Annotated in this window: 20 protein-coding genes; 18 read left to right on the plus strand and 2 right to left on the minus strand. The window is 34.6% G+C overall.

Annotated elements, in window-relative coordinates:
- Window positions 1–149: 149 nt before the first annotated feature.
- The 17 genes from OXQ85_RS04050 to OXQ85_RS04130 all read left to right on the plus strand — a co-directional run bounded on the left by OXQ85_RS04050 (window position 150) and on the right by OXQ85_RS04130 (window position 15,157).
- Window positions 150–1,565, plus strand: a complete 1,416-nt coding sequence (locus OXQ85_RS04050; RefSeq protein WP_267402527.1) for a TolC family protein — start codon at window positions 150–152, stop codon at window positions 1,563–1,565.
- A gap of 11 nt (window positions 1,566–1,576) precedes the next feature.
- The gene (locus tag OXQ85_RS04055) at window positions 1,577–2,533 is read left to right on the plus strand and encodes a biotin/lipoyl-binding protein (RefSeq protein WP_267402528.1); all 957 of its coding nucleotides are present in this window, start codon (window positions 1,577–1,579) and stop codon (window positions 2,531–2,533) included.
- A gap of 2 nt (window positions 2,534–2,535) precedes the next feature.
- Window positions 2,536–3,741: an ABC transporter permease gene (locus OXQ85_RS04060; RefSeq protein ID WP_267402529.1), complete on the plus strand. Its 1,206-nt coding sequence runs from the start codon at window positions 2,536–2,538 to the stop codon at window positions 3,739–3,741.
- Between the two features lie 469 nt (window positions 3,742–4,210).
- Entirely contained in the window at window positions 4,211–4,666 is a 456-nt protein-coding gene (locus OXQ85_RS04065) for a DUF1569 domain-containing protein (RefSeq protein WP_267402530.1), read from the plus strand.
- 16 nt (window positions 4,667–4,682) lie between these two features.
- Complete coding sequence (locus OXQ85_RS04070; RefSeq protein ID WP_267402531.1) at window positions 4,683–5,153, plus strand: hypothetical protein; 471 nt, start codon at window positions 4,683–4,685, stop codon at window positions 5,151–5,153.
- A gap of 26 nt (window positions 5,154–5,179) precedes the next feature.
- Complete coding sequence (locus OXQ85_RS04075; RefSeq protein ID WP_267402532.1) at window positions 5,180–5,551, plus strand: VOC family protein; 372 nt, start codon at window positions 5,180–5,182, stop codon at window positions 5,549–5,551.
- A gap of 39 nt (window positions 5,552–5,590) precedes the next feature.
- A complete protein-coding gene (locus OXQ85_RS04080; protein ID WP_267402533.1) occupies window positions 5,591–6,040 on the plus strand; it encodes a VOC family protein in 450 nt (149 codons plus the stop codon).
- A 248-nt stretch (window positions 6,041–6,288) separates the two neighbouring features.
- On the plus strand, window positions 6,289–6,681 hold the full coding sequence (locus OXQ85_RS04085) for a DUF1398 family protein (protein WP_267402534.1): 393 nt from the start codon (window positions 6,289–6,291) through the stop codon (window positions 6,679–6,681).
- A gap of 138 nt (window positions 6,682–6,819) precedes the next feature.
- On the plus strand, window positions 6,820–7,494 hold the full coding sequence (locus OXQ85_RS04090) for a DUF2490 domain-containing protein (RefSeq protein ID WP_267402535.1): 675 nt from the start codon (window positions 6,820–6,822) through the stop codon (window positions 7,492–7,494).
- Between the two features lie 77 nt (window positions 7,495–7,571).
- Complete coding sequence (locus tag OXQ85_RS04095) at window positions 7,572–8,576, plus strand: bestrophin family ion channel (protein WP_267402536.1); 1,005 nt, start codon at window positions 7,572–7,574, stop codon at window positions 8,574–8,576.
- A 38-nt stretch (window positions 8,577–8,614) separates the two neighbouring features.
- Window positions 8,615–10,228 carry a Na+/H+ antiporter gene (locus OXQ85_RS04100; RefSeq protein ID WP_267402537.1) on the plus strand — a complete coding sequence of 538 codons (1,614 nt, stop codon included), beginning with the start codon at window positions 8,615–8,617 and terminating at the stop codon, window positions 10,226–10,228.
- A gap of 40 nt (window positions 10,229–10,268) precedes the next feature.
- Window positions 10,269–10,694 (plus strand): SRPBCC domain-containing protein, encoded by a 426-nt coding sequence (locus tag OXQ85_RS04105; RefSeq protein WP_267402538.1) that lies wholly within the window; start codon window positions 10,269–10,271, stop codon window positions 10,692–10,694.
- A gap of 104 nt (window positions 10,695–10,798) precedes the next feature.
- Window positions 10,799–11,821 (plus strand): glutaminyl-peptide cyclotransferase, encoded by a 1,023-nt coding sequence (locus OXQ85_RS04110; protein WP_267402539.1) that lies wholly within the window; start codon window positions 10,799–10,801, stop codon window positions 11,819–11,821.
- Between the two features lie 256 nt (window positions 11,822–12,077).
- Window positions 12,078–13,103 carry a glutaminyl-peptide cyclotransferase gene (locus OXQ85_RS04115; protein ID WP_267402540.1) on the plus strand — a complete coding sequence of 342 codons (1,026 nt, stop codon included), beginning with the start codon at window positions 12,078–12,080 and terminating at the stop codon, window positions 13,101–13,103.
- Window positions 13,104–13,193: 90 nt separating this feature from the next.
- Complete coding sequence (locus tag OXQ85_RS04120) at window positions 13,194–14,117, plus strand: hypothetical protein (protein WP_267402541.1); 924 nt, start codon at window positions 13,194–13,196, stop codon at window positions 14,115–14,117.
- A gap of 39 nt (window positions 14,118–14,156) precedes the next feature.
- Window positions 14,157–14,771 (plus strand): deoxynucleoside kinase, encoded by a 615-nt coding sequence (locus OXQ85_RS04125; protein WP_267402542.1) that lies wholly within the window; start codon window positions 14,157–14,159, stop codon window positions 14,769–14,771.
- Between the two features lie 35 nt (window positions 14,772–14,806).
- Window positions 14,807–15,157, plus strand: coding sequence for an ArsC/Spx/MgsR family protein (locus OXQ85_RS04130; protein WP_267402543.1), 351 nt, complete (start codon window positions 14,807–14,809; stop codon window positions 15,155–15,157).
- Between the two features lie 57 nt (window positions 15,158–15,214).
- Here the strand turns inward: OXQ85_RS04130 and OXQ85_RS04135 are convergent, their stop codons facing one another.
- The gene (locus tag OXQ85_RS04135) at window positions 15,215–15,520 is read right to left on the minus strand and encodes a DUF493 family protein (RefSeq protein ID WP_267402544.1); all 306 of its coding nucleotides are present in this window, start codon (window positions 15,518–15,520) and stop codon (window positions 15,215–15,217) included.
- Window positions 15,521–15,560: 40 nt separating this feature from the next.
- Window positions 15,561–16,238: a DUF4197 family protein gene (locus OXQ85_RS04140; protein ID WP_267402545.1), complete on the minus strand. Its 678-nt coding sequence runs from the start codon at window positions 16,236–16,238 to the stop codon at window positions 15,561–15,563.
- 376 nt (window positions 16,239–16,614) lie between these two features.
- On the opposite strand from OXQ85_RS04140, the gene OXQ85_RS04145 reads away from it, so the two are divergent.
- Window positions 16,615–19,455, plus strand: a complete 2,841-nt coding sequence (locus OXQ85_RS04145) for a SusC/RagA family TonB-linked outer membrane protein (RefSeq protein WP_267402546.1) — start codon at window positions 16,615–16,617, stop codon at window positions 19,453–19,455.

Genomic DNA, 19,455 nt, shown 5'->3' on the forward strand with positions numbered 1-19,455 from the left:
AAATTTAATTTAAACGATTTTCCTTAAAACCCGATTAACAAACGTTTTTCGTTAAACTAAATTTAAACTAGTTTTAAATTCACCATATTGTGGGAATTTCTTGTCATTTTACATTGTTTTTTGCATTATATTTGTTGTAAACATGAACCATGAAAAACAATTTATTGATTTTTACGTTTGGTTTTTTTACGCTTCCCATCTTTGGCTGGGCACAGTCGGCACCCGATTTCCGGGAGCTTTTGGATAGTGCAATGGTTCGCGATTCCGATTTGAAGATGCAGCTCACCCAAAACAAACTCACTGATCTTGACGAGCATAAATTGAAGGATATCTTTCTTCCGACGTTGGAAATGAGCGGACAGGCAGGATATCTTAATGCTACGGCTCGCCTTACTTCTCCTGAAATTAATTTAACACCATTTATCAGGATTCCGGAAGGCAGTTTTAATAACAATCTAAATGTTTCAGGATTTTCAGGAATTGCAAAAGCCGATGCCAAAATGGTGGTATATTCTGGAGGAAAAGTGAAATATTTAAAGAAAGCAATTGAAGAGAAAAAGCTTTCTGAAAATATCTTGCTCGAAAAAACAAAAGATGAGGTGGTCGCCAATATTTCAAAAGCGTATGACCAGTTGGCTTTAATTCATCAATCAAAAAAAGTATTGGATGAAAGCGAAAAAAGATTAGACATTAATAGAAAAACGGCAGATAAAGCGCTGGGTTATGGTTTAATTACACCTTATGATCATAAAAAAATTGAACTCGCCCAAGCGACGCTCAATGCAAAGATGGTAGAGTATGAGGGCAAAAAAGAATTGTTGTTAACGCAGCTTTATATTTTAACGGGAATCAGCAAAGAACGTTTGAGATTAATTGAACCTATCTTAGAACCCGTAGAATTATTATCTCCCGAAAAAGGAATCGAACAGAGAGCCGAGATTCGTGCTTTGGAGCATGGAATTGTCGCGGCTGATTATAAAATAAAGGCTGAAAGAACGTGGATGATTCCTAAGGTTCAGCTAATGGCATCTGCTTATTATATCGGATTGTATGGGAGCAGAATAAAGACTTCGGAAAATGTGATTCCTGCTATTCCGGAAATTGGATACACGGGTGCAAAATTGGATTGGCGCCCGACAAATATTAATATTCTTCCTTTGATTACAGCTGGAGTAGGCTTCAAATGGGAGATTTTCGACGGAAATGAAGGAAAACATGCTGAAGAAACCGCTAAAATTGGTAAAGAAGTTCTTCAAAACCAAAAAGAAGATGCGCTCAAAAAACTGACGTTGAACTTAGCCAATAATCAAACCAATTATGATATTGCCACCGCTCAGATTGCATTGAAATCTAAAGCCAAAGAATTGGCGAAAAATGCTTTGGTTCAGGCTGAAAAAGAATTTAGATACGGGATTAGCAAATCTTCCCAACTTATCGATGCCGAAAATGATCTGGAAATTGCCGAACTCGAATATCAAAATACAATTTTCAATCAAAGAAGAGCGGGAATAGAATTAATGAGGTCTACTCAGGAATTGGATATTGCTAAACTTTATCAACCTTAAAATTTAAAATGATGCAAAAAAATCTCTCTATACTATGTACTGTTTTGCTCTTGTTGGGAAGTTGTGACAACAAAAAAGAAAATCTTAATGATTCTGAAGGGAAAACAAAGAAAGAAGTGATCTCTTTTGCTCCGAAAGTTACCGGAAGAATTGTGAAAATACTTGTAGAAGAAGGACAAACGGTAAAGAAAGGCGATACGTTGGCATTGCTTGATATTCCTGAAGTTTCTGCTAAAATTGCACAGGCTCAGGGTGCAGTAAGTGCGGCCACAGCTCAGGAACAGATGGCAAAAAACGGAGCGACTGCCGACCAGATGAAACAGCTTCAGGCGAAGTATAAAGGGTTGAAAGAGCAATATGATTTTGCCCAGAAATCTTTCAAAAGAGCTTCGAATATGTACCGTGACAGTTTGATGTCACCACAGGCTTATGATGAAATTTATGCTAAAATGCAGGGTGCAAAAGCTCAGTATGATGCCGTGGTTGCTGAATTGGACGATGTCAAAAGAGGCACCCGTTTCGAAAAAGTAGAAATGGCTGCCGGACAAGCTTCTCAGGCAAAAGGTGCTTTGCAGGAAGCGAATGTTGCGTATTCTGAAAGATATGTAATTGCCACCAATGATATGGAAATAGAAACCATCAGTTTAAATACCGGAGAATTGGCAACGGCTGGTTTTGCGCTGTTCAACGGATATATTCCGAATAGTACTTTTTTCCGTTTTACAGTCCCTGAAAGTCAGATTTCAAGGTACAAAAAAGGGCAGACTGTAAGCATGGAAATTCCTTATAATAAAGAAAAAATAGAAGGTACAATTTTGTATATCAAACAACTGACAAAATATGCGGATATCACAACTGCCTATCCGGATTATCAGCTTCAGGACGCGATTTATGAAATTAAAGTTAAGCCAAAGGATATGAATAAAGCGAAAGATATTTTGGTGAATTCAAACGTATTGCTAAAATAATTATGAAAGAATTTTTCCGACTTTTACGAAGAGAATTTAAGCTATTTATCGGCAATTCGACCTTGAGAACCGTGTTTTTCTTAGCACCGATTTTCTATGCGACATTGCTGGGTTTCGTATATAAAAGCGGAAAAGTAGAAAATACGCCTGTTTTGGTGATTGACAGGGATAATACGCCTTTGTCGAGCCAGTTAACGGAAATGCTGGAAGACAATAAAAGCATTAAGGTAATTCGTTATTTGCAGGAGCCTTTTAGCATTAAAGATGAGGTGATAAGACATGAAGCGGCGGCGGTTGTCATTATTCCATCGAAATTTGAAGCGTCTATTCTTCAAAAAAAATACCCGGAACTCAACGTTTATGTGAATACAGGAAATGTTTTAACGGCTAATTTTGCATCAAAAGCTTTACAGCTCACGATCGGAACGTTTTCCGCGGGAGTTTCTATTAAAGCATTGCAAAAAGCAGGAATGCCCGCCACGAGAGCGGCAACGCAATATGAGCCTTTCAAAGTCAATTATATTACCTTATTCAATACCACTGGAAATTACCTAATTTTTATGTGGCCGGCGATGTTGGCCGTAGTTTTACAGCAGGTTATTCTACTGGCAATGGCAGTTAGTTTTGCCGCAGAATTTCAAGGCGGTACATTCATCAAAGAATATGCAAAAATGCGAAAATGGGCGTTTCCAACGATGTTGATTAAAGTTTTTCCCATCTGGATTTTTTCAATTTTAATCGTGAGTGTTTATTATTTTATGCACATGATTTTCAAGGTTCCGATGCCGGAAGGGATTTTTAACTTTATTATATTAACATCAGTTTTCGTTGGCTCAGCTTCATTTTTAGGGGTTTTGATCAGTATTTTGATCCCAGATGCATTAAAAGCTACCCAGATATTAATGGTGATTGCGTCTCCGGCTTTTATCATCAGTGGTTTTACCTGGCCTTTGAATGCGATGCCAGCTTTTGTACAGTTTATCGCGAATATTATTCCATTAACACCTTTTTTGCAGGCTTTTAAAATTTTATTGATTCAGAAAGGTTCTGTAGAACTTACATATCCGTATTTGAAACATTTAAGTATTCTTTTAATTGTTTACGCCATTTTAGGTTGGATTACTTTAAAAATTAAAATGTGGCTGATGTTTAAAAATCCAAAATCTGTTGAAATTTCCGGCGAAAATTCTTCTGATAATTTGAATTGATTATTTTTTAGTCACCAATGCACGAATTTTTTTATTTCCCACAGATTCCAAAGATTTTCACACACAATCGTGTTGATTTTCTTTTTTGATAACGTTTATGGCTTTTATAAGTGAAACGGCTTTGTGAAGCTTAAAAACAGGTAGTAGTAAAAAATCTCTATAAGCCTTTGTGTTCAGATGCTACGGAAATTCAACATGGCTATCATTAGTTTAGTAAAACGCCCTTGCGAACGAAAAATTAACAGTACGATTAAAATATCCTTCCGAACTTAGCGTTAAAAATAATTATTAGCCATGAATACTGTTTTTATTTCCTGTAAACAGCATAGATTTTCACTGATGCTACTGAGATTTTTATACCAAAGTATGCGCGGAATTTATTGTAGTTCAGTGTTTTTACTATTTTTTGTATGAGTTGAAAAATGATACAAAAAAACTGATATATTTGCTTTGACAAATAAAATCAGCTATGGAAAATGTATTTGATGCGAAAGATGCTCAGAATTATATAGATAGAATAAATAAACTGGTGGAAGATACCCACGGATTATGGGGTAAAATGACGGTAGACCAAATGTTGGCGCACTGCTGCATCACATATGAAATGGTATACGAGCCGGAAAAACATAAAAAACCGGGAGCAATTGCAAAATTTATCCTTAAAAGATTCGTAAAACCTAAAGTGGTGGGTGAAAAAGCATATCCTAGAGACTCTCCTACATCGCCTCAGTTTTTGGTTCAGGGAAGAAAGAATTTTGATGATGAAAAGAAAAGACTGATTGGTTTTATCCAAAAAACTCAACAGTTAGGAGCTTCGGCTTTTGATGGAAAAGAATCTTTTTCTTTTGGAAAACTAAATTCTAAAGAGTGGAATAATATGTTTGCTAAACATTTAAATCATCATTTATCTCAATTCGGAGTTTAAAAATAAATCAAAACACATGAAAAAACTTTTATTATTCCTCATTTTAGCTTCCAATTTTGCAATGGCGCAAATGCCTGATATTTCGAATGTATGGCTGAATAACAGCAAGCCTTACAGTGGAACGATTGGAAACGATAAGCAGCAACTTAAACTGAAGATCAATATTTCTGAACAGAATAAAAAAAATGATCAGGAATATTTTGTTTCAGGATATTCGCTTGTTGATAAAACCTATGCAAAACTGGAAGGAAAACTGACGATCACAAAATACAGAGACGCCAAGAAAAAAGGAGTTGTGTTTGGTGAATATGAATTTGCTGAAGAAAATAAAGGAAAGCATTCAGGGCTTTTCAAAGGAAAATTTGTTTATACTTTTAAGTGGAATAAAACCACAGAAAAAGTAGAAGGACAGACAATTGAACTAAGAGGCGACTGGAAAAGCTATGACGGAACTTTGAACTTTAAAACAAAGTTGAATAATCAATAATTAAATCGTTACAGAAGAAAATCTATATGAAGTTAGGAGCATTTTCAATTAGTTTAAGTGTAAAAGACCTTCAGAAATCGAAGGATTTTTATGAAAAATTAGGTTTCAGTCAGATGGCGGGGAATATCGATCAGAATTATCTGATCCTGAAAAATGGAGATCATATTATCGGTCTTTTTCAGGCAATGTTTGACGGAAATATGCTTACTTTCAATCCCGGATGGGATCAAAATGCTCAAAATCTTGAATCTTTTGATGATGTTCGTGCTATTCAGAAACATCTGAAAGAAAACGGAATTGAGATTGAAAAAGAAGCAGACGAATCAACTGAAGGACCAGAACATATTTACCTGAAAGATCCGGATGGTAATATGATTTTAATAGATCAGCACAGATAATATTTACAATTTAAACTCAACTTTAAAAAAGAACACATTATGGCGTCAGTAAACGTTTATTTAACATTCAACGGAAATTGTAGAGAAGCTTTTGATTTCTACAAGTCTGTTTTCGGAGGAGAATATCCTTACATCGGAACTTTTGGTGAAATGCCTCCAATGGAAGGTCAGGAAGCGAAAGAAGAAGATAAAGACAAGATCATGCATGTTTCTCTTCCTATTTCTAAAGAGACGGTTTTGATGGGAAGCGATGCGGGTTGTGATCATGCTTCTCAACTTAAAATGGGAAACAATTTCTCGATTTCCATCAATGCAGAATCGAAAGAAGAAGCAGAAAAATTGTTCAACGGACTTTCTGTAGACGGACAGGTGACAATGCCTTTAACAGATACTTTCTGGGGTGCCTATTTCGGAATGTTTACCGATAAATTCGGGATTAACTGGATGGTAAACTATGACGATCCTGCTAAAATGCAGCAACATCCTTAAGATTAATATTTTGAATACGAAATATCGAAAAAACTAACTGGCGGAACATTCCGTCAGTTTTTATTTTATAATACATTTGCATTCCAAAAATTTTTAAATTTGGATTTAGGAATTTAGGTTGCAGGAAATAGGGCTTAGGTTTAAAATTTATGATTAAATAGTAAGCCTCTACTAACTTAAATATTTTCAATGCGAATAAAATACTTTATGAGCTTTGTATTAAAATAAAAATTAAAAAATATAAACAAATGAAATTCACTATTGATGAAATTAAAGCAGAACACCAAAAAGTAAAAAGCGGTGCCGATTTTCCAAATTATATTAAAGCGCTCAAGGATTTGGGAGTTGCAAATTATGTGACTTATGTGAGTGATGGCAACGCAGAATATTTTGATGCAGAAAATCGATCTGTTTCCACAGGAGCAAAATATAAAATGATGAATATCGCTGAAGATTTGAATTTAGATGAATTTAAATCAAGGTTAAAACTTCACCAGCAAGGCGGTACAGATTATCCTACTTTTTGTAAAGACTGTGCAGAAACTGGAATTAAAGGCTGGAAAATGGATCTGACTCATCTTACCTGTACGTATTTTGATAACTCAGGAAATGATGTGTTGACAGAGCAAGTTCCTTCATAACAAGCCGTTGATCAGGAACTTTTATTTGAAAAAGAAAAATTTTCACAACAATTAAATTTTGCTTATTATTGATAATTAATATTGAATTTTTAAAGTTGATAGATTTTAATAATAAATATAAAGGTAAAATTTAAGAAGATGAAGATTTTGAAAACGTTGGCTTTAAGCATTTTTTCATTGGCGGCAACATTCTCGTATGCCCAAAAAAATGATCTGGGAGCTTGGTATATGTATTTTGGAAATAATAAAATCAGTAAAAAATTAAATTTTCATAACGAGATCCAGTATAGAAATTTTGATATGGGAGGAGATTTGGAGCAACTCCTGATCCGTACCGGAATTGGATATGATTTAACGGAAAACAATAACAATATTTTGTTGGGTTATGGTTTTATTTTAAGTCAACCTTATATAAACGGTGAAAAAACTGAAAATATAGAACACAGAATTTTTCAGCAATATATTACAAAACAAAAGTTTGGAAGATTCAACCTTCAGCATCGTTACCGTTTGGAAGAACGTTTTTTGCAAGATGATTTCAGGATGAGGTTTCGTTATTTTTTAGGACTTAATATTCCGATCAATAATAAAGAAATACTTCCGAAAACATTTTATGGTTCTGTTTATAATGAAATTTTTCTTCATTTGAACAGTCCGACTTTCGACAGAAACAGGGTGTACGGAGCGTTGGGATATGTAATCAATAAAAATATGAGAGTGGAAGCGGGATATATGAACCAGATTCAGGAGAACAGAAACCGCGGACAGGTTCAGATTGGTTTTTATAACAATATTCCGTTTACTAAAAACTAGGGTTTGATGAAACAAATTTTGCTGAGTGTTAAAACCCTTAAAAAATAATAACAATAAACTATTAAAAACGAAACACTATGCACTCAGGAAAAAGATTTGGAGCCCGCGAATTTGCGGTCTGGACAAAGAGAAGTATCCTTTGGCTCACAGTTTTATCATCGATTCCTACCATTTTGTACTTTTTAGGATGTACTTTCCTTTCGTTTCCGTGGCAACCGATTGCAATTATGGGAACGGCGGTTGCTTTCATCGTAGGTTTTAAAAATAATGCGAGTTACAGCCGACTTTGGGAAGCCAGACAGATTTATGGAGCAATTATTAATGACAGCCGAAGTTTCGGATATATTTTGCGAGATTCTCTTTCATCTAAAAATTCAGGTAAAGTAAAAGAGATGTTTCTGCGTCATTATGCATGGTTAACGGCGCTTCGTTTTCAGCTTCGTGAGACGAGAACTTGGGAAAATATGGATACGGCGCAGTTTGATGAATATGCCAGAAAATATGATATTCCAGAACGATTGTCTAAGTTGGATGAGGAACTGAAAAATTACCTTTCAGAGGCGGAGCTTCAATATATTTTAAGCAAGAAAAACAGAGCGACACAGCTGATAGCAAGTCAAAGTAGAGAATTGTCGGAAGCCTATGCAAAGGGAGAAATCAACGATTTTCAGTGGACGCAAATTAATCAGCAATTGATAAAGTTTACCGATAATCAGGGAAAAGCAGAACGAATTAAAAACTTTCCTTATCCAAGAAATTTTTCTTCCATTACGACTTATTTGTTGCTTTTATTCATTCTTTTTGTGCCTTTTGGTTTATTAAAAGAATTTGACAAATTAGGTGACGGAACAGTGCTTGAAGGATTGACTTTATGGTTCAATATTCCGTTTTCATTATTGGTAACATGGTGTTTTCATACATTGGATAGTGTAGGAGAGGCTTCTGTAAATCCTTTTGAAGGAAGCCCGAACGATGTTCCGATTACGCAGATCAGCCGAACAATAGAAATCGATATGCGTGATATGTTGGATGAAGAAAATCTTCCTGCGCCAATTACAGCAAAAAATAATATTGTTCTTTAAAAAAAATAAAAAAAATTAACTAAATAAACATACATAAAATGATTCACACATACGTCATTATATCAATCGCGGTATTGTTGTCTGTGATGATATTGGTAATGATCGGGCAAAAACTGAAAGTTGCTTATCCTATTTTCCTCGTTATCGCAGGATTATTGATAAGTTTGGTTCCTGGCATGCCACATATAGAAATAGAACCCGATTTGGTTTTCCTTATTTTTCTTCCTCCAATTTTGTTTGAAGCAGCATGGTTTACTTCATGGCAAGACTTTCACAAATGGAGAAAGCAGATTTTTTCGATGGCATTTGGATTGGTATTTTTAACCTCCATCGTCGTTGCTTATTTGTCGTCATCCATTATTCCGGGGCTTACGGTGGCGATGGGATTTCTGTTGGGAGGCGTAAATTCTCCGCCGGATGCTGTGGCGGCAACTTCGGTTTTGAAGCACATGAAAATTCCGAAAAAAATCACGAGTATTCTGGAAGGCGAAAGTTTAATCAACGATGCATCGAGTTTAATTGTCTTTAAATTTGCCTTAGCAGCCGTTATTTCAGGTCAGTTCATTTTTGGAGAAGCGGTAAAAGATTTTTTCACAATGGCAGTTGGCGGAATTGCCGTAGGAGCAGGCGCGGGATTGCTTTTCGGTTCTTTGCTTAAAATTATTCCGTCAAATTCCAATATCGATACCATTATTACATTAATTGTCCCTTACATCATGTATGTCGGAGCCGAGCATTTCCACTTTTCCGGAGTGCTGGCGGTGGTTGCAGGAGGTTTGTTGATGTCTTATAATTCACATTGTTACTTAAGTCATACTTCGAGAATTCAGTCCGGAAACGTTTGGAGTGTCCTGATTTTCTTGATGAATACCATTATTTTCATCTTAATTGGTCTGGAATTACCCGTTGTGGTGGCTGCCATGAAAGATTACACGATTTCAGAAGGTATTTTTTACAGTGTTGTAATTGGTGGTGCGATTATCGGAACCAGAATTTTATACAGTTATGCGCTAATGTATTTTCCAAGGCTTTGTTCTAAAGAATTAAGATTAAAAGCCCCGAAACCTGATTGGCGAGAGCCTTTTATCATTAGTTTTGCGGCGATGAGAGGGGTTGTTTCTTTGGCTGCGGCATTGTCGATTCCCGCATTTTTACCTAATGGCGAAGCATTTCCTCACCGAAACATTATCTTATTTGTAACGTTTGTGATTATTTTAATTACATTGGTCGGACAAGGTTTGTTATTAACTCCGATTTTGAAATTTTTAAAAATAAATGATGCCGGAAGTGAGTTGCCTGAAGAAAAACAGGAAGTTATTTTAATGAGAAAATTAAAAGAAACTGCTTTACATAAATTGGAAAATGATTTCTCGGATCTTGCACAAACGAACAGCCTTGTTCAGCATCAAAAACATAAGCTGGAAAACGAAATGATGATGATGGTAGATAAGGCGCAATGTATGGCTTCGACAGGCGATTATGCAACAGCGATGAGTGAAAATAAAGATGTGATGAGACAAATCATTCAGGCGCAGAGAAATGAACTTCATCGTATGAAACGGGAAAAGATTTTCGACGATCATGTGATGAGAACCATTGAAATGCAGCTGGATTTTGATGAAGCAAAGATTACAGGATTTGCACATAGTTAAAAAGAAAAAATATCATTTAGAATTAAATTTCAATCAAAATATGAGCATCCCAATTATTGTTCAATATAAAATAAATGCACCCATCGATAAAGTATGGAACGCAATCACGGATAAAAATGAAATGAAATCATGGTATTTTGATATTCCTGATTTTGAATTAGAAGTTGGGAAAATATTCAACTTTTACGAACCGGGCAATGAGAAGAAATATCATCATCAATGTGAAATTTTACAGATCATTCCGAATAAAAAACTGAAATATTCCTGGGCTTTTCCTGAACTTTCAAAAGGAACAACGACTGTAACTTGGGAACTCAACAAACAAGGTGACGAAACGGTAATTACATTAATTCATGATGAAATTGATCAGTTAAAAGAATTGGGCGAAAATTTTTCAAGAGAATCTTTTGCTGAAGGTTGGGACGGAATTATCGGAAGAAGTCTGAAACCGCATTTGGAACAATAGTTTATTTAAATTAATCGGTTATATTACAATTTGGTAAACCCTCAGCCCAAAATTCGTAAAGCGGAATAAAATTTGCTACTTTTGGGAAAAATATTTAGATTTCAATGAAAAAAAATATAATAGCAGGTTTTGCAGCAGTTTTGATGTTGGCTTCATGTAATAATGATAAAAAAGTTCTTGATACATTAGCAGATTTTAATAACTCTAAAGAAACTATAGGATATCATTTTGGAGACAAGCTTGATCTTCCGAAAGACATCACAGATAAAGCGGAGACCATTACCATCAGCTTCGGAGATAAAGAAATGACAAGTCTTACTATCGATCCGAAATTTTATACGTTGGGTGATAATGCTGTAACTTTTAATATTAAAACAAAAGGCGGGGAAACGTTAACGCAAGATGCTACCATTAATGTTTTTGCGAAAAATCCTGAAAAAAATATCGCGTATCAGATTGTTGCTGAATATCCTCACGATGTAAAAAACTTCGTTCAGGGATTTCAGGTAGAAGGAAATACGATTTATGAAAGTGACGGACAAAACGGCTCTTCACAAATTTTAAAATATACTTTGGGAACCACAACTCCTTTGGTTGCTACAAAGCAGGCTCCTGAGGATTTTTCTGAAGGCAGTACAATCGTGGGTGATAAAGTATATCAGTTGACATGGCAAAGCAAAAAAGGCTATGTTTATGACAAAGCTTCTTTGAAATTGTTGTCTGAATTTCCTTATCCGAACGTTCTTGGTGAAGGTTGGGGTTTAACTTATGACGGGAAATATCTTATCGCTTCAGACGGAAGTAAGCTGTTGTATTTCTTAGATCCGAAAGATCCTTCAAAAATGGTGAAATACATTGCAGTTGCAGGAAATACGGAAGCATACGATCAGCTGAATGAGCTTGAATATCACAACGGATTTATCTATGCCAATGTTTGGCAGAAACCGATTGTCTTAAAAATTAATCCTGCCAACGGTGAAGTGGTTGGAAAATTTGACTTTACCGATATTGCGAAACAGAATACAAAAGGAAGTGATGATGTCTTAAACGGAATTGCTTTTAAAGGCGAAAATATGTTGGTTACAGGTAAAAACTGGCCGAAGATCTATGAAGTTCAGATTAAGTAATTAATCAACCTCTATCAATAAAATACATTAGCGTTCCTTTTTGGAGCGCTATTTTCTTGTTATAAAGAATTGAGTTTTTTACTTCTGTTCGAGTGTTTTTCGCAGTGAAACGAAGAAAAATGTATCGAGAACTTTTATCAAATAAAAACTTTTCAAAATTAATCCAAAGTTACATCCAATTATTCATGAACTATTACTTTCAACTCAGGCTAAATAGGTTTAAAATTACTATTTTTGAAAAATGATTCAGAACTCAATGAAAAAAAATATTGTCCTAGGTTTTGCCACGGTATTTTTCCTGGCTTCTTGTAATAATAAAGAAAAAATGATGGATATGCTGGCGGATTACAATAATTCGAAGCAGGAGCAGGGTTATCATTTTGGCGATAAAATTACACTTCCAAAAGAGGTTACCGATGATGCAGAAGCTATTACCATCAGTTTTGGAGACAAAGAAACTTCCAATTTAACGGTGGATCCGAAGTTTTTTTCTTTGGGAGATAATAATGTTTCTTTTATCATTAAAACTAAAAGTGGCGAGACTTTAAATCAGGATGCGACTATTAATGTTTTTGCTAAAAATCCTGAACAGAATATTAATTATCAAATTGTTGCTGAATATCCTCATAATCCGAAAAATTTTGTTGAAGGTTTTCAGATGGATGGTAATTTCATTTACGAAAGCGATGGCTTAACAGGCGATTCTCAACTCATCAAATATACGCTGGGATCTACTGATCCTATGATTGTAGTTAAACAGCCCGCGGATATTTTTTCTGAAGGTTGCGCCATTGTAGGTGATAAAATCTATCAGTTGACCTATCAAAATAGAAAAGGGTTTGTGTATGATAAAAATACATTGAAAAAAATCTCAGAATTTACCTTACCTAATGATCTTGCGGAAGGCTGGGGATTAACGTATGATGGCAAAAACCTTATTGCAACAGATGGTTCTAAAAATCTGTTTTTTCTTGATGTGAATAATCCTTCAAAAGTGGTGAAAACCCTTGCTGTTGCAGGAAATACTGAAGCATTCGAAAAGATCAACGAACTGGAATATCACAACGGTTTTATTTATTCTAATGTATGGCACAGACCAATTATTCTGAAAATCAATCCGGCTAACGGAGAAGTGGTAGGCAAATTCGACTTTACAAAACTGACGGCCGAAAATGATGGCGGAGACAGCGAACATGTTTTAAACGGAATTGCCTTTAAAGGTGATAATATGCTGATAACAGGGAAAAACTGGGCGAAAATTTTTGAAGTTTCATTCAAATAATATTAAAATATAAACTTCGTTTAAGTATAAATAAAAGGCTGTAAATTGCAGACGTTCCGTTTAAGAAAGTTATCTTTACCAAAATAAAATTTGAGATTCCTACATTTAATATTTGTTTTTGCATTCTGTGCCGTTTCTGCGCAGAAAGCCCTTCCTTTAGATTCTTTAAAATTGAAGGAAGCGAAGGATATGCTTGCCGATGATTACGGGAATCTGTATATCTATAAAAACAAAGATTTCAGCTTTACAAAATATGATTCTTTAGGAAAACAGATTGGGAAACTGATGGTGACGGTTCCATTTAAAATTCAGACGGTTCAGAATCCTTTAAGTGTGCCGATGTTTTCCGAAAATGCTCAGGAAATGAAATTTGTAGATCAGAATCTTAATGAAATTCAGAAGGTAGATTTCAAGCAAAAATTCGGATTTATTAAAATGGCGTATGCTGAAGATCTGCAACAGATTTGGTTGTTGGATGATAGCATGAAAAGGCTGGTTCAGTATAATTTCAGAAACGATACGACGATCAATTCTTATCCTTTGGATGGCAGTTTTGATGATCTGATGGATCTTTTGGTGTATGAAAATAAAGTATACATTCTCACGAGAAAACATATACGAGTATTTAATTTGAAGTTGGAAAAACTCTTTGAAGCAGAAGTGCTGAATGGGAAAAGATTTCGTCGTGAAAACGATAATATTCTCGTGATTACGAATAATTCTATTCTAAAATATGTTCCGGAAAAAGGTATGGTGAAGGTTTTTGAAGATCCTGATGCACAAATTGTGGATAAAAATACCCTTTCTTATTTTGAAATCAGAGCGAACAAACTTTATCTTTACAGCCTGGAAAACAGAAAAGAAATTAAACAACAAAAAGAACCTGAGTCCGCTAAAAAATCGATAGAAAATTCAGAAGAAAAGAAGAAAGACGAATCTTCGGAAAAGTCGGATACTTTTGATATGCTGAAGCTTTTTGAAGAAATTGGCGAGGTTCAGAAATTGGGAGTTTAATTTATTTTTTTAATTAATCATAAACATTTAAGGAAAAATATGCACATTGCGGTTACAGGAAATATTGGAGCAGGAAAAACGACATTAACGACGATGCTTTCTAAGCATTACGGGTGGGATGCACAGTTTGAAGATGTGGATCATAATCCGTATCTGGAAGATTTTTATGCAGATATGAGCAAGTGGAGTTTTGCATTGCAGGTGTATTTTTTGGGAAGCAGATTCCGTCAGGTAAAAGAGATCAGAGAAAGTGGAAAAAACATTATTCAGGATCGTACCATTTATGAAGATGCTCATATTTTTGCAGAGAATTTGAATGATATGAAACTTCTTTCAGACAGAGATTTTAACAATTATTCTTCAGTTTTTAATTTGATGAAATCTTTCGTTTCTGCGCCGGATCTTTTAATTTATCTTAAATCTGATGTTCCGAATCTGGTGAAAAAAATCTACAAAAGAGGAAGAGAATATGAAGCGTCAATTAGCATCGAATATCTTTCTAAACTAAACCAGAAATATGAAAAATGGATCTCGAATTATACGGAAGGGAAGCTTTTGATCATTGAAGTAGATGATTTGGATTTCGTAGAAAAGCCTGAAGATTTTGGATTTATTTTAGAAAAAATTGAAGCGGAACTCAACGGTTTATTTTAATTAAGTTGTAGTGAATAATTTAAATCTCATTTGAAATGCATATTAAAGTTTTACATAATTCGAATTGTTCAAAATCCAATGCGGTGTTGGAATATTTGAAGGAAAATAAAGTTGCTTTTGAGGTAATTAATATTGTGGAAGAGCCTTTGAGTATTTTAGAGATAAAAACGGTATTGAAGAAATTAGGAAACAATGTCTCTGAAATTATTCGAGATAATGAAAAGCTTTATAAAGAACATTTTGCGGATAAAGAATATTCTGAAGAAGAATGGTTAGTCATTTTAAGTGAAAATCCATCTTTGGTGCAACGTCCAATTTTGATTAAAGGAAACGAAGCGATCATCGGAAGACCTATCGAGAAAGTGATAGATTTTATTGAGAATTAAGATTTAATTTAAATATATAAACTAAAAAGTCAGCATTTACGCTGACTTTTTTCTTTTTTATAATAGAATAACACCTTCTATTTTTGCAACTTCTTTATAAATATGTACCACCTGATCTGCGTCTAAAACAAATGCGTTGATGTTGCAGGCAGTATATTTTCCGTTTTTACTTTCGCGGTTTCCCAGCGTGAATTTGATGCCATCAAAAACCTTGTAAATTTCTGTAAGTTTTGATTGGTCTGTCGGAATGATAAATTTAAATAAATAGTCTTCCGGAAAATCGTGGTGACCTTCCAGTTTATCCTTTAAAGACTGATAAAAGTCCTCAGGATTTGCATGTTGATTTCCTTGTAATATATCCATCTACAAATTTTAAATATATATAAAAATAGTGAAAAATTTTCTATTTTCCAAGTGGTCCTAAAAGTGATTTCGAGTTCTGAATTTCATAATCCTCGATGATATTGAATATCCCGTTTACTAATTGTTCAGAAGCTAATTGGCTCAATCCACCAGAATTTACTGTTGTTGTATTTCCTCCTAAAAGACTTCCCAGAAAATTACTTCCTGATAAAGCGGTATTAATGCTTTTTACAATTCCATATTGATTAAGCTGCTCATCAACTTTCGGAGCGATGGCTGCAATCAACTGCTGTGAAGTTTTTTCCTTTAAAATCAAAGTGGCTGTTCCTTTTTCACCATTGATGATTCTTGTAACATCTTGCGCATTCAGGCTATTGACTGCATTTACCAAAATTGGTTTTGAAATATTTACGGTGTATACGGCTGCATCGGCAATATAGGCTCTTTCCTTTTGTACCAAAGACGGAGCTACCTTTTCCAATAGGGAATTGATCTCTCTCAACTGCTTCGGAAGTGCCTTATCCACCATATTATTTTGTAAGAATGCATCTCTATTACTGTAAACATTCACGCCTTTGTCGATTCCGTTCAGCAAAAACTTTTTAATAATGGAAAGTCCCAAATCGGTAGTTGCTAACGTAGTGCAAGAATGAACGCTTGTCGTAATAACTGCGCCTGTTCCTATAACCAAAGCAGCAGCGATAATGTATTTTTTCATTTATAATTCTTAAACTTTATATCTTCTCAAATAACGAACCAAATTTAAACACTATATTCTGTTTAACAAAATTTTAAGCTTAGAACGTTTTTTTGGGAGATTTATTAAAAAGATAGGTGGAAAATCGATTGCATTATTTTTTTTAAAATACATTTTATATTGATAAAATCTCTTTTTAATTATTATTTTGTTGAATATTAATTTTTTTTATAGTTAATTTTTAAAATTTTTATGAAAGATTAACAATATAACGGATATTTTTATAATTTTGGCTAATGTCTTTTTTTGAGAAATACAAAATGATTTGAAATAAGGCATTATAAAAAGGTTTACAAAACCTTACCTCAATTTGATTGTACGAATAAAATTAAACTATATGAAACAAAGTGATTTAAAGTATTCATCACTCATTGCTGTTTTGTACTTTGGTATGAATGTGAATGCACAAACTACGCCAAAAGATACTGTTCCCAAAGAACAGAAAATCGAAGAAGTAGTAATGATTGGTTACGGTAGCCGTAAGAAAGTAGATAATACTACTGCTATCAGTTCAATAAGCGCTGAAGAGGTTACTAAAACGAAAGTTCTTAATGCTTCACAGGCCATTCAAGGTAAAGCGGCGGGGGTGCAGGTAACTGCTTCTGATATGCCTGGTTCTACACCAACGGTAATGATCAGAGGTATGGGTACTGTTACGGGAGGAAGAACTCCTCTATATGTAGTAGATGGGATGTTTGCAAATAATATCAATAATATCAACTCTAATGATATTTTAACGTATGATATCTTAAAGGATGCAGCGGCATTAGCTATTTATGGTAACAGAGCTGCAAATGGGGTAATAATTATTACAACAAAATCGGGTAGAGGAAAATTAACTGTTTCTTATGACGGTTTAGTTGGGATTAGGAATCCACTTAAAACTGTGAAGATGGCAAATGCTTCAGAATTTGCTAACTATAATAATATTGCTCTTGGAGAAAATAAATTTGCTACTAACCAACCTGTAGATACAGATTGGTATAAGCAGATTACAAGAACAGGAATGTACAACCAACACAATGTTTCAATTTCTGGAGCTGGAGAATCTATAAAGTATTTCTTGAGTTTGAACAATTATGATGAAGAATCCATTCTTAAGGGAACTAGTTATAACCGTTCAACAATCCGAACAAATAACGAATTCAAAATTGCTAAAGGAGTTACTTTGTCTCAAAATTTAAGTGTAGCCTTCACAAAAGATACGCCTAAACCATTAGGTGCTTTCACAACAGCCTACAAACAATCTCCAATAGTGCCTGTTCGTTACGGTTCTGGGCAATTTGGTCTTCCTAGAGTTAACGGGAATGGAGTGGTAGATTATACAGGATCTCAATTCAATAACATTGGTAACCCTGTTAGTCAGCTATTCTTTGATAATCAACAAAGCAAAGCGATGACTATGCAAGGGGGCTTGAAGTTAGATATTGACATCATGAAAGGCTTAAAGTTCACTTCTCAGTTTAGTGGTGAATACGGGAACTATAAATCTTATAACTTTACGGATGCGGTAGCTGTTTGGTTAGCGGCTGATCCTACAAGAGTTATTGGAGATTTCAATAATACAAACGCAAGAAATACTCTTGTCAACAAGAAAGAAGATTATTATAACTGGTCACTTACCAACTATTTAACATATAACAAAAAGTTTGGAGTTCATGATATTGAAGCAACTGTAGGTACTGAAGCGACAGTATTCAATGGTTTAGATACGACAACACTTACAAGAAGAAATTTATTACTAACAGATCAGAATTACTGGAATCTTAAAGATTTTGATTATGTAAATAATGTACAGAATTTATTATCTGTTAAAGGAGATAGAAATACAACAATATCTTACTTTGCAAGAGCACAATATAAATTAATGAATCGTTATTTGTTAAGTGCTACTATTAGAAGAGACGGATCTTCTCAGTTTGCTGCAGGACAAAAGTGGGGAACGTTCCCATCATTCGGCGCAGGTTGGGTAGTGTCTGAAGAAGATTTCATGAAAGATGGTTTCTTCAACCTTTTAAAGCTAAGAGGAGGATGGGGTAGATTAGGTAATCAAAGAGTTCCGTTGAACTATTTACCTCTTAACTCAGGTACAGTTTATAACTACGGTTTTGGAAACGAAAATGTTGTAAGCAATGGTATTACCGTAAACAGAGGTTATGATCCTTCATTAGGTTGGGAGATTACTGAAGAATCATCGGTAGGTTTAGATTTCGCGATTCTTAATAACAGATTAAGCGGTTCAGTTGATGCGTATAACAGAGAGACTAAAAACTTAATTTTAGGAATTTCTAATTATATTACTTCAGGACAGTCTGAAACCTATTATTCTCATATGGGTGCAGTAGTAAACAAAGGTTTGGAATTTTCCCTAAACTGGGCAGATAAAATTGGAGAAGATTGGAGCTACTCTTTGGGAGCAAACTATTCAATGAATAAAAATAGATTAACCAGAGTAGATGCAGGTAAAAATATTTCGCAATTAAGCGGAGGTGATTTAGGAAATGGTCAGTGGACAAAACTATTTAACGCATCGACTGTAGGACATGCGTTAGGAAGCTTTTATTTATGGGAGGCTGACGGTTATGATGCCAATGGAAATTTAAAGTATAAAGATCTGAATGGTAACGGAATTACAGGAAGTGCAGATGCTGGAGACAGAAAGTATTTTGATTCTTATATTCCAAAATCTACATTGGGAATCAATGTATCATTAAGCTATAAAAACTGGGATTTTGCCGCGAACGGTTATGGAGCTTTTGGATTCAAAGTGTATAATGGTAAGAAAGCGCAGAGAATCAGTGGTGAAAATATAGAGGCTTCAGTAGCAAACGACTACTGGACTCCTACAAATACCAATGCTGCTAATCCAAAACCATCTACAGTAATTCCTATCGCCTCTACATTCTTTTTAGAAGACGGAGATTATTTCAGAATAAATAATATCTCTATTGGGTACACCATCAAAGATGTTGTGAAAAATGTAAAATCTATTAGATTGTATGTGAGTGCTATTAACCCTGTAGTATGGCAAAAATACTCTGGATATTCTTCTGAATTATCAGGATACAGTGCTACAGATGCTAATGCAGAAGGAAATCCTTACGGATTAGCTGGGGTAGAGCTAAACAATTACCCTACATTGAGATCATTCTTATTTGGTTTAAACGTTAACTTCTAA

Origin of the sequence: Chryseobacterium sp. GM_Chr_2 (assembly GCF_026540445.1) — a bacterium.
In the GTDB taxonomy this organism is placed as follows: domain Bacteria; phylum Bacteroidota; class Bacteroidia; order Flavobacteriales; family Weeksellaceae; genus Chryseobacterium.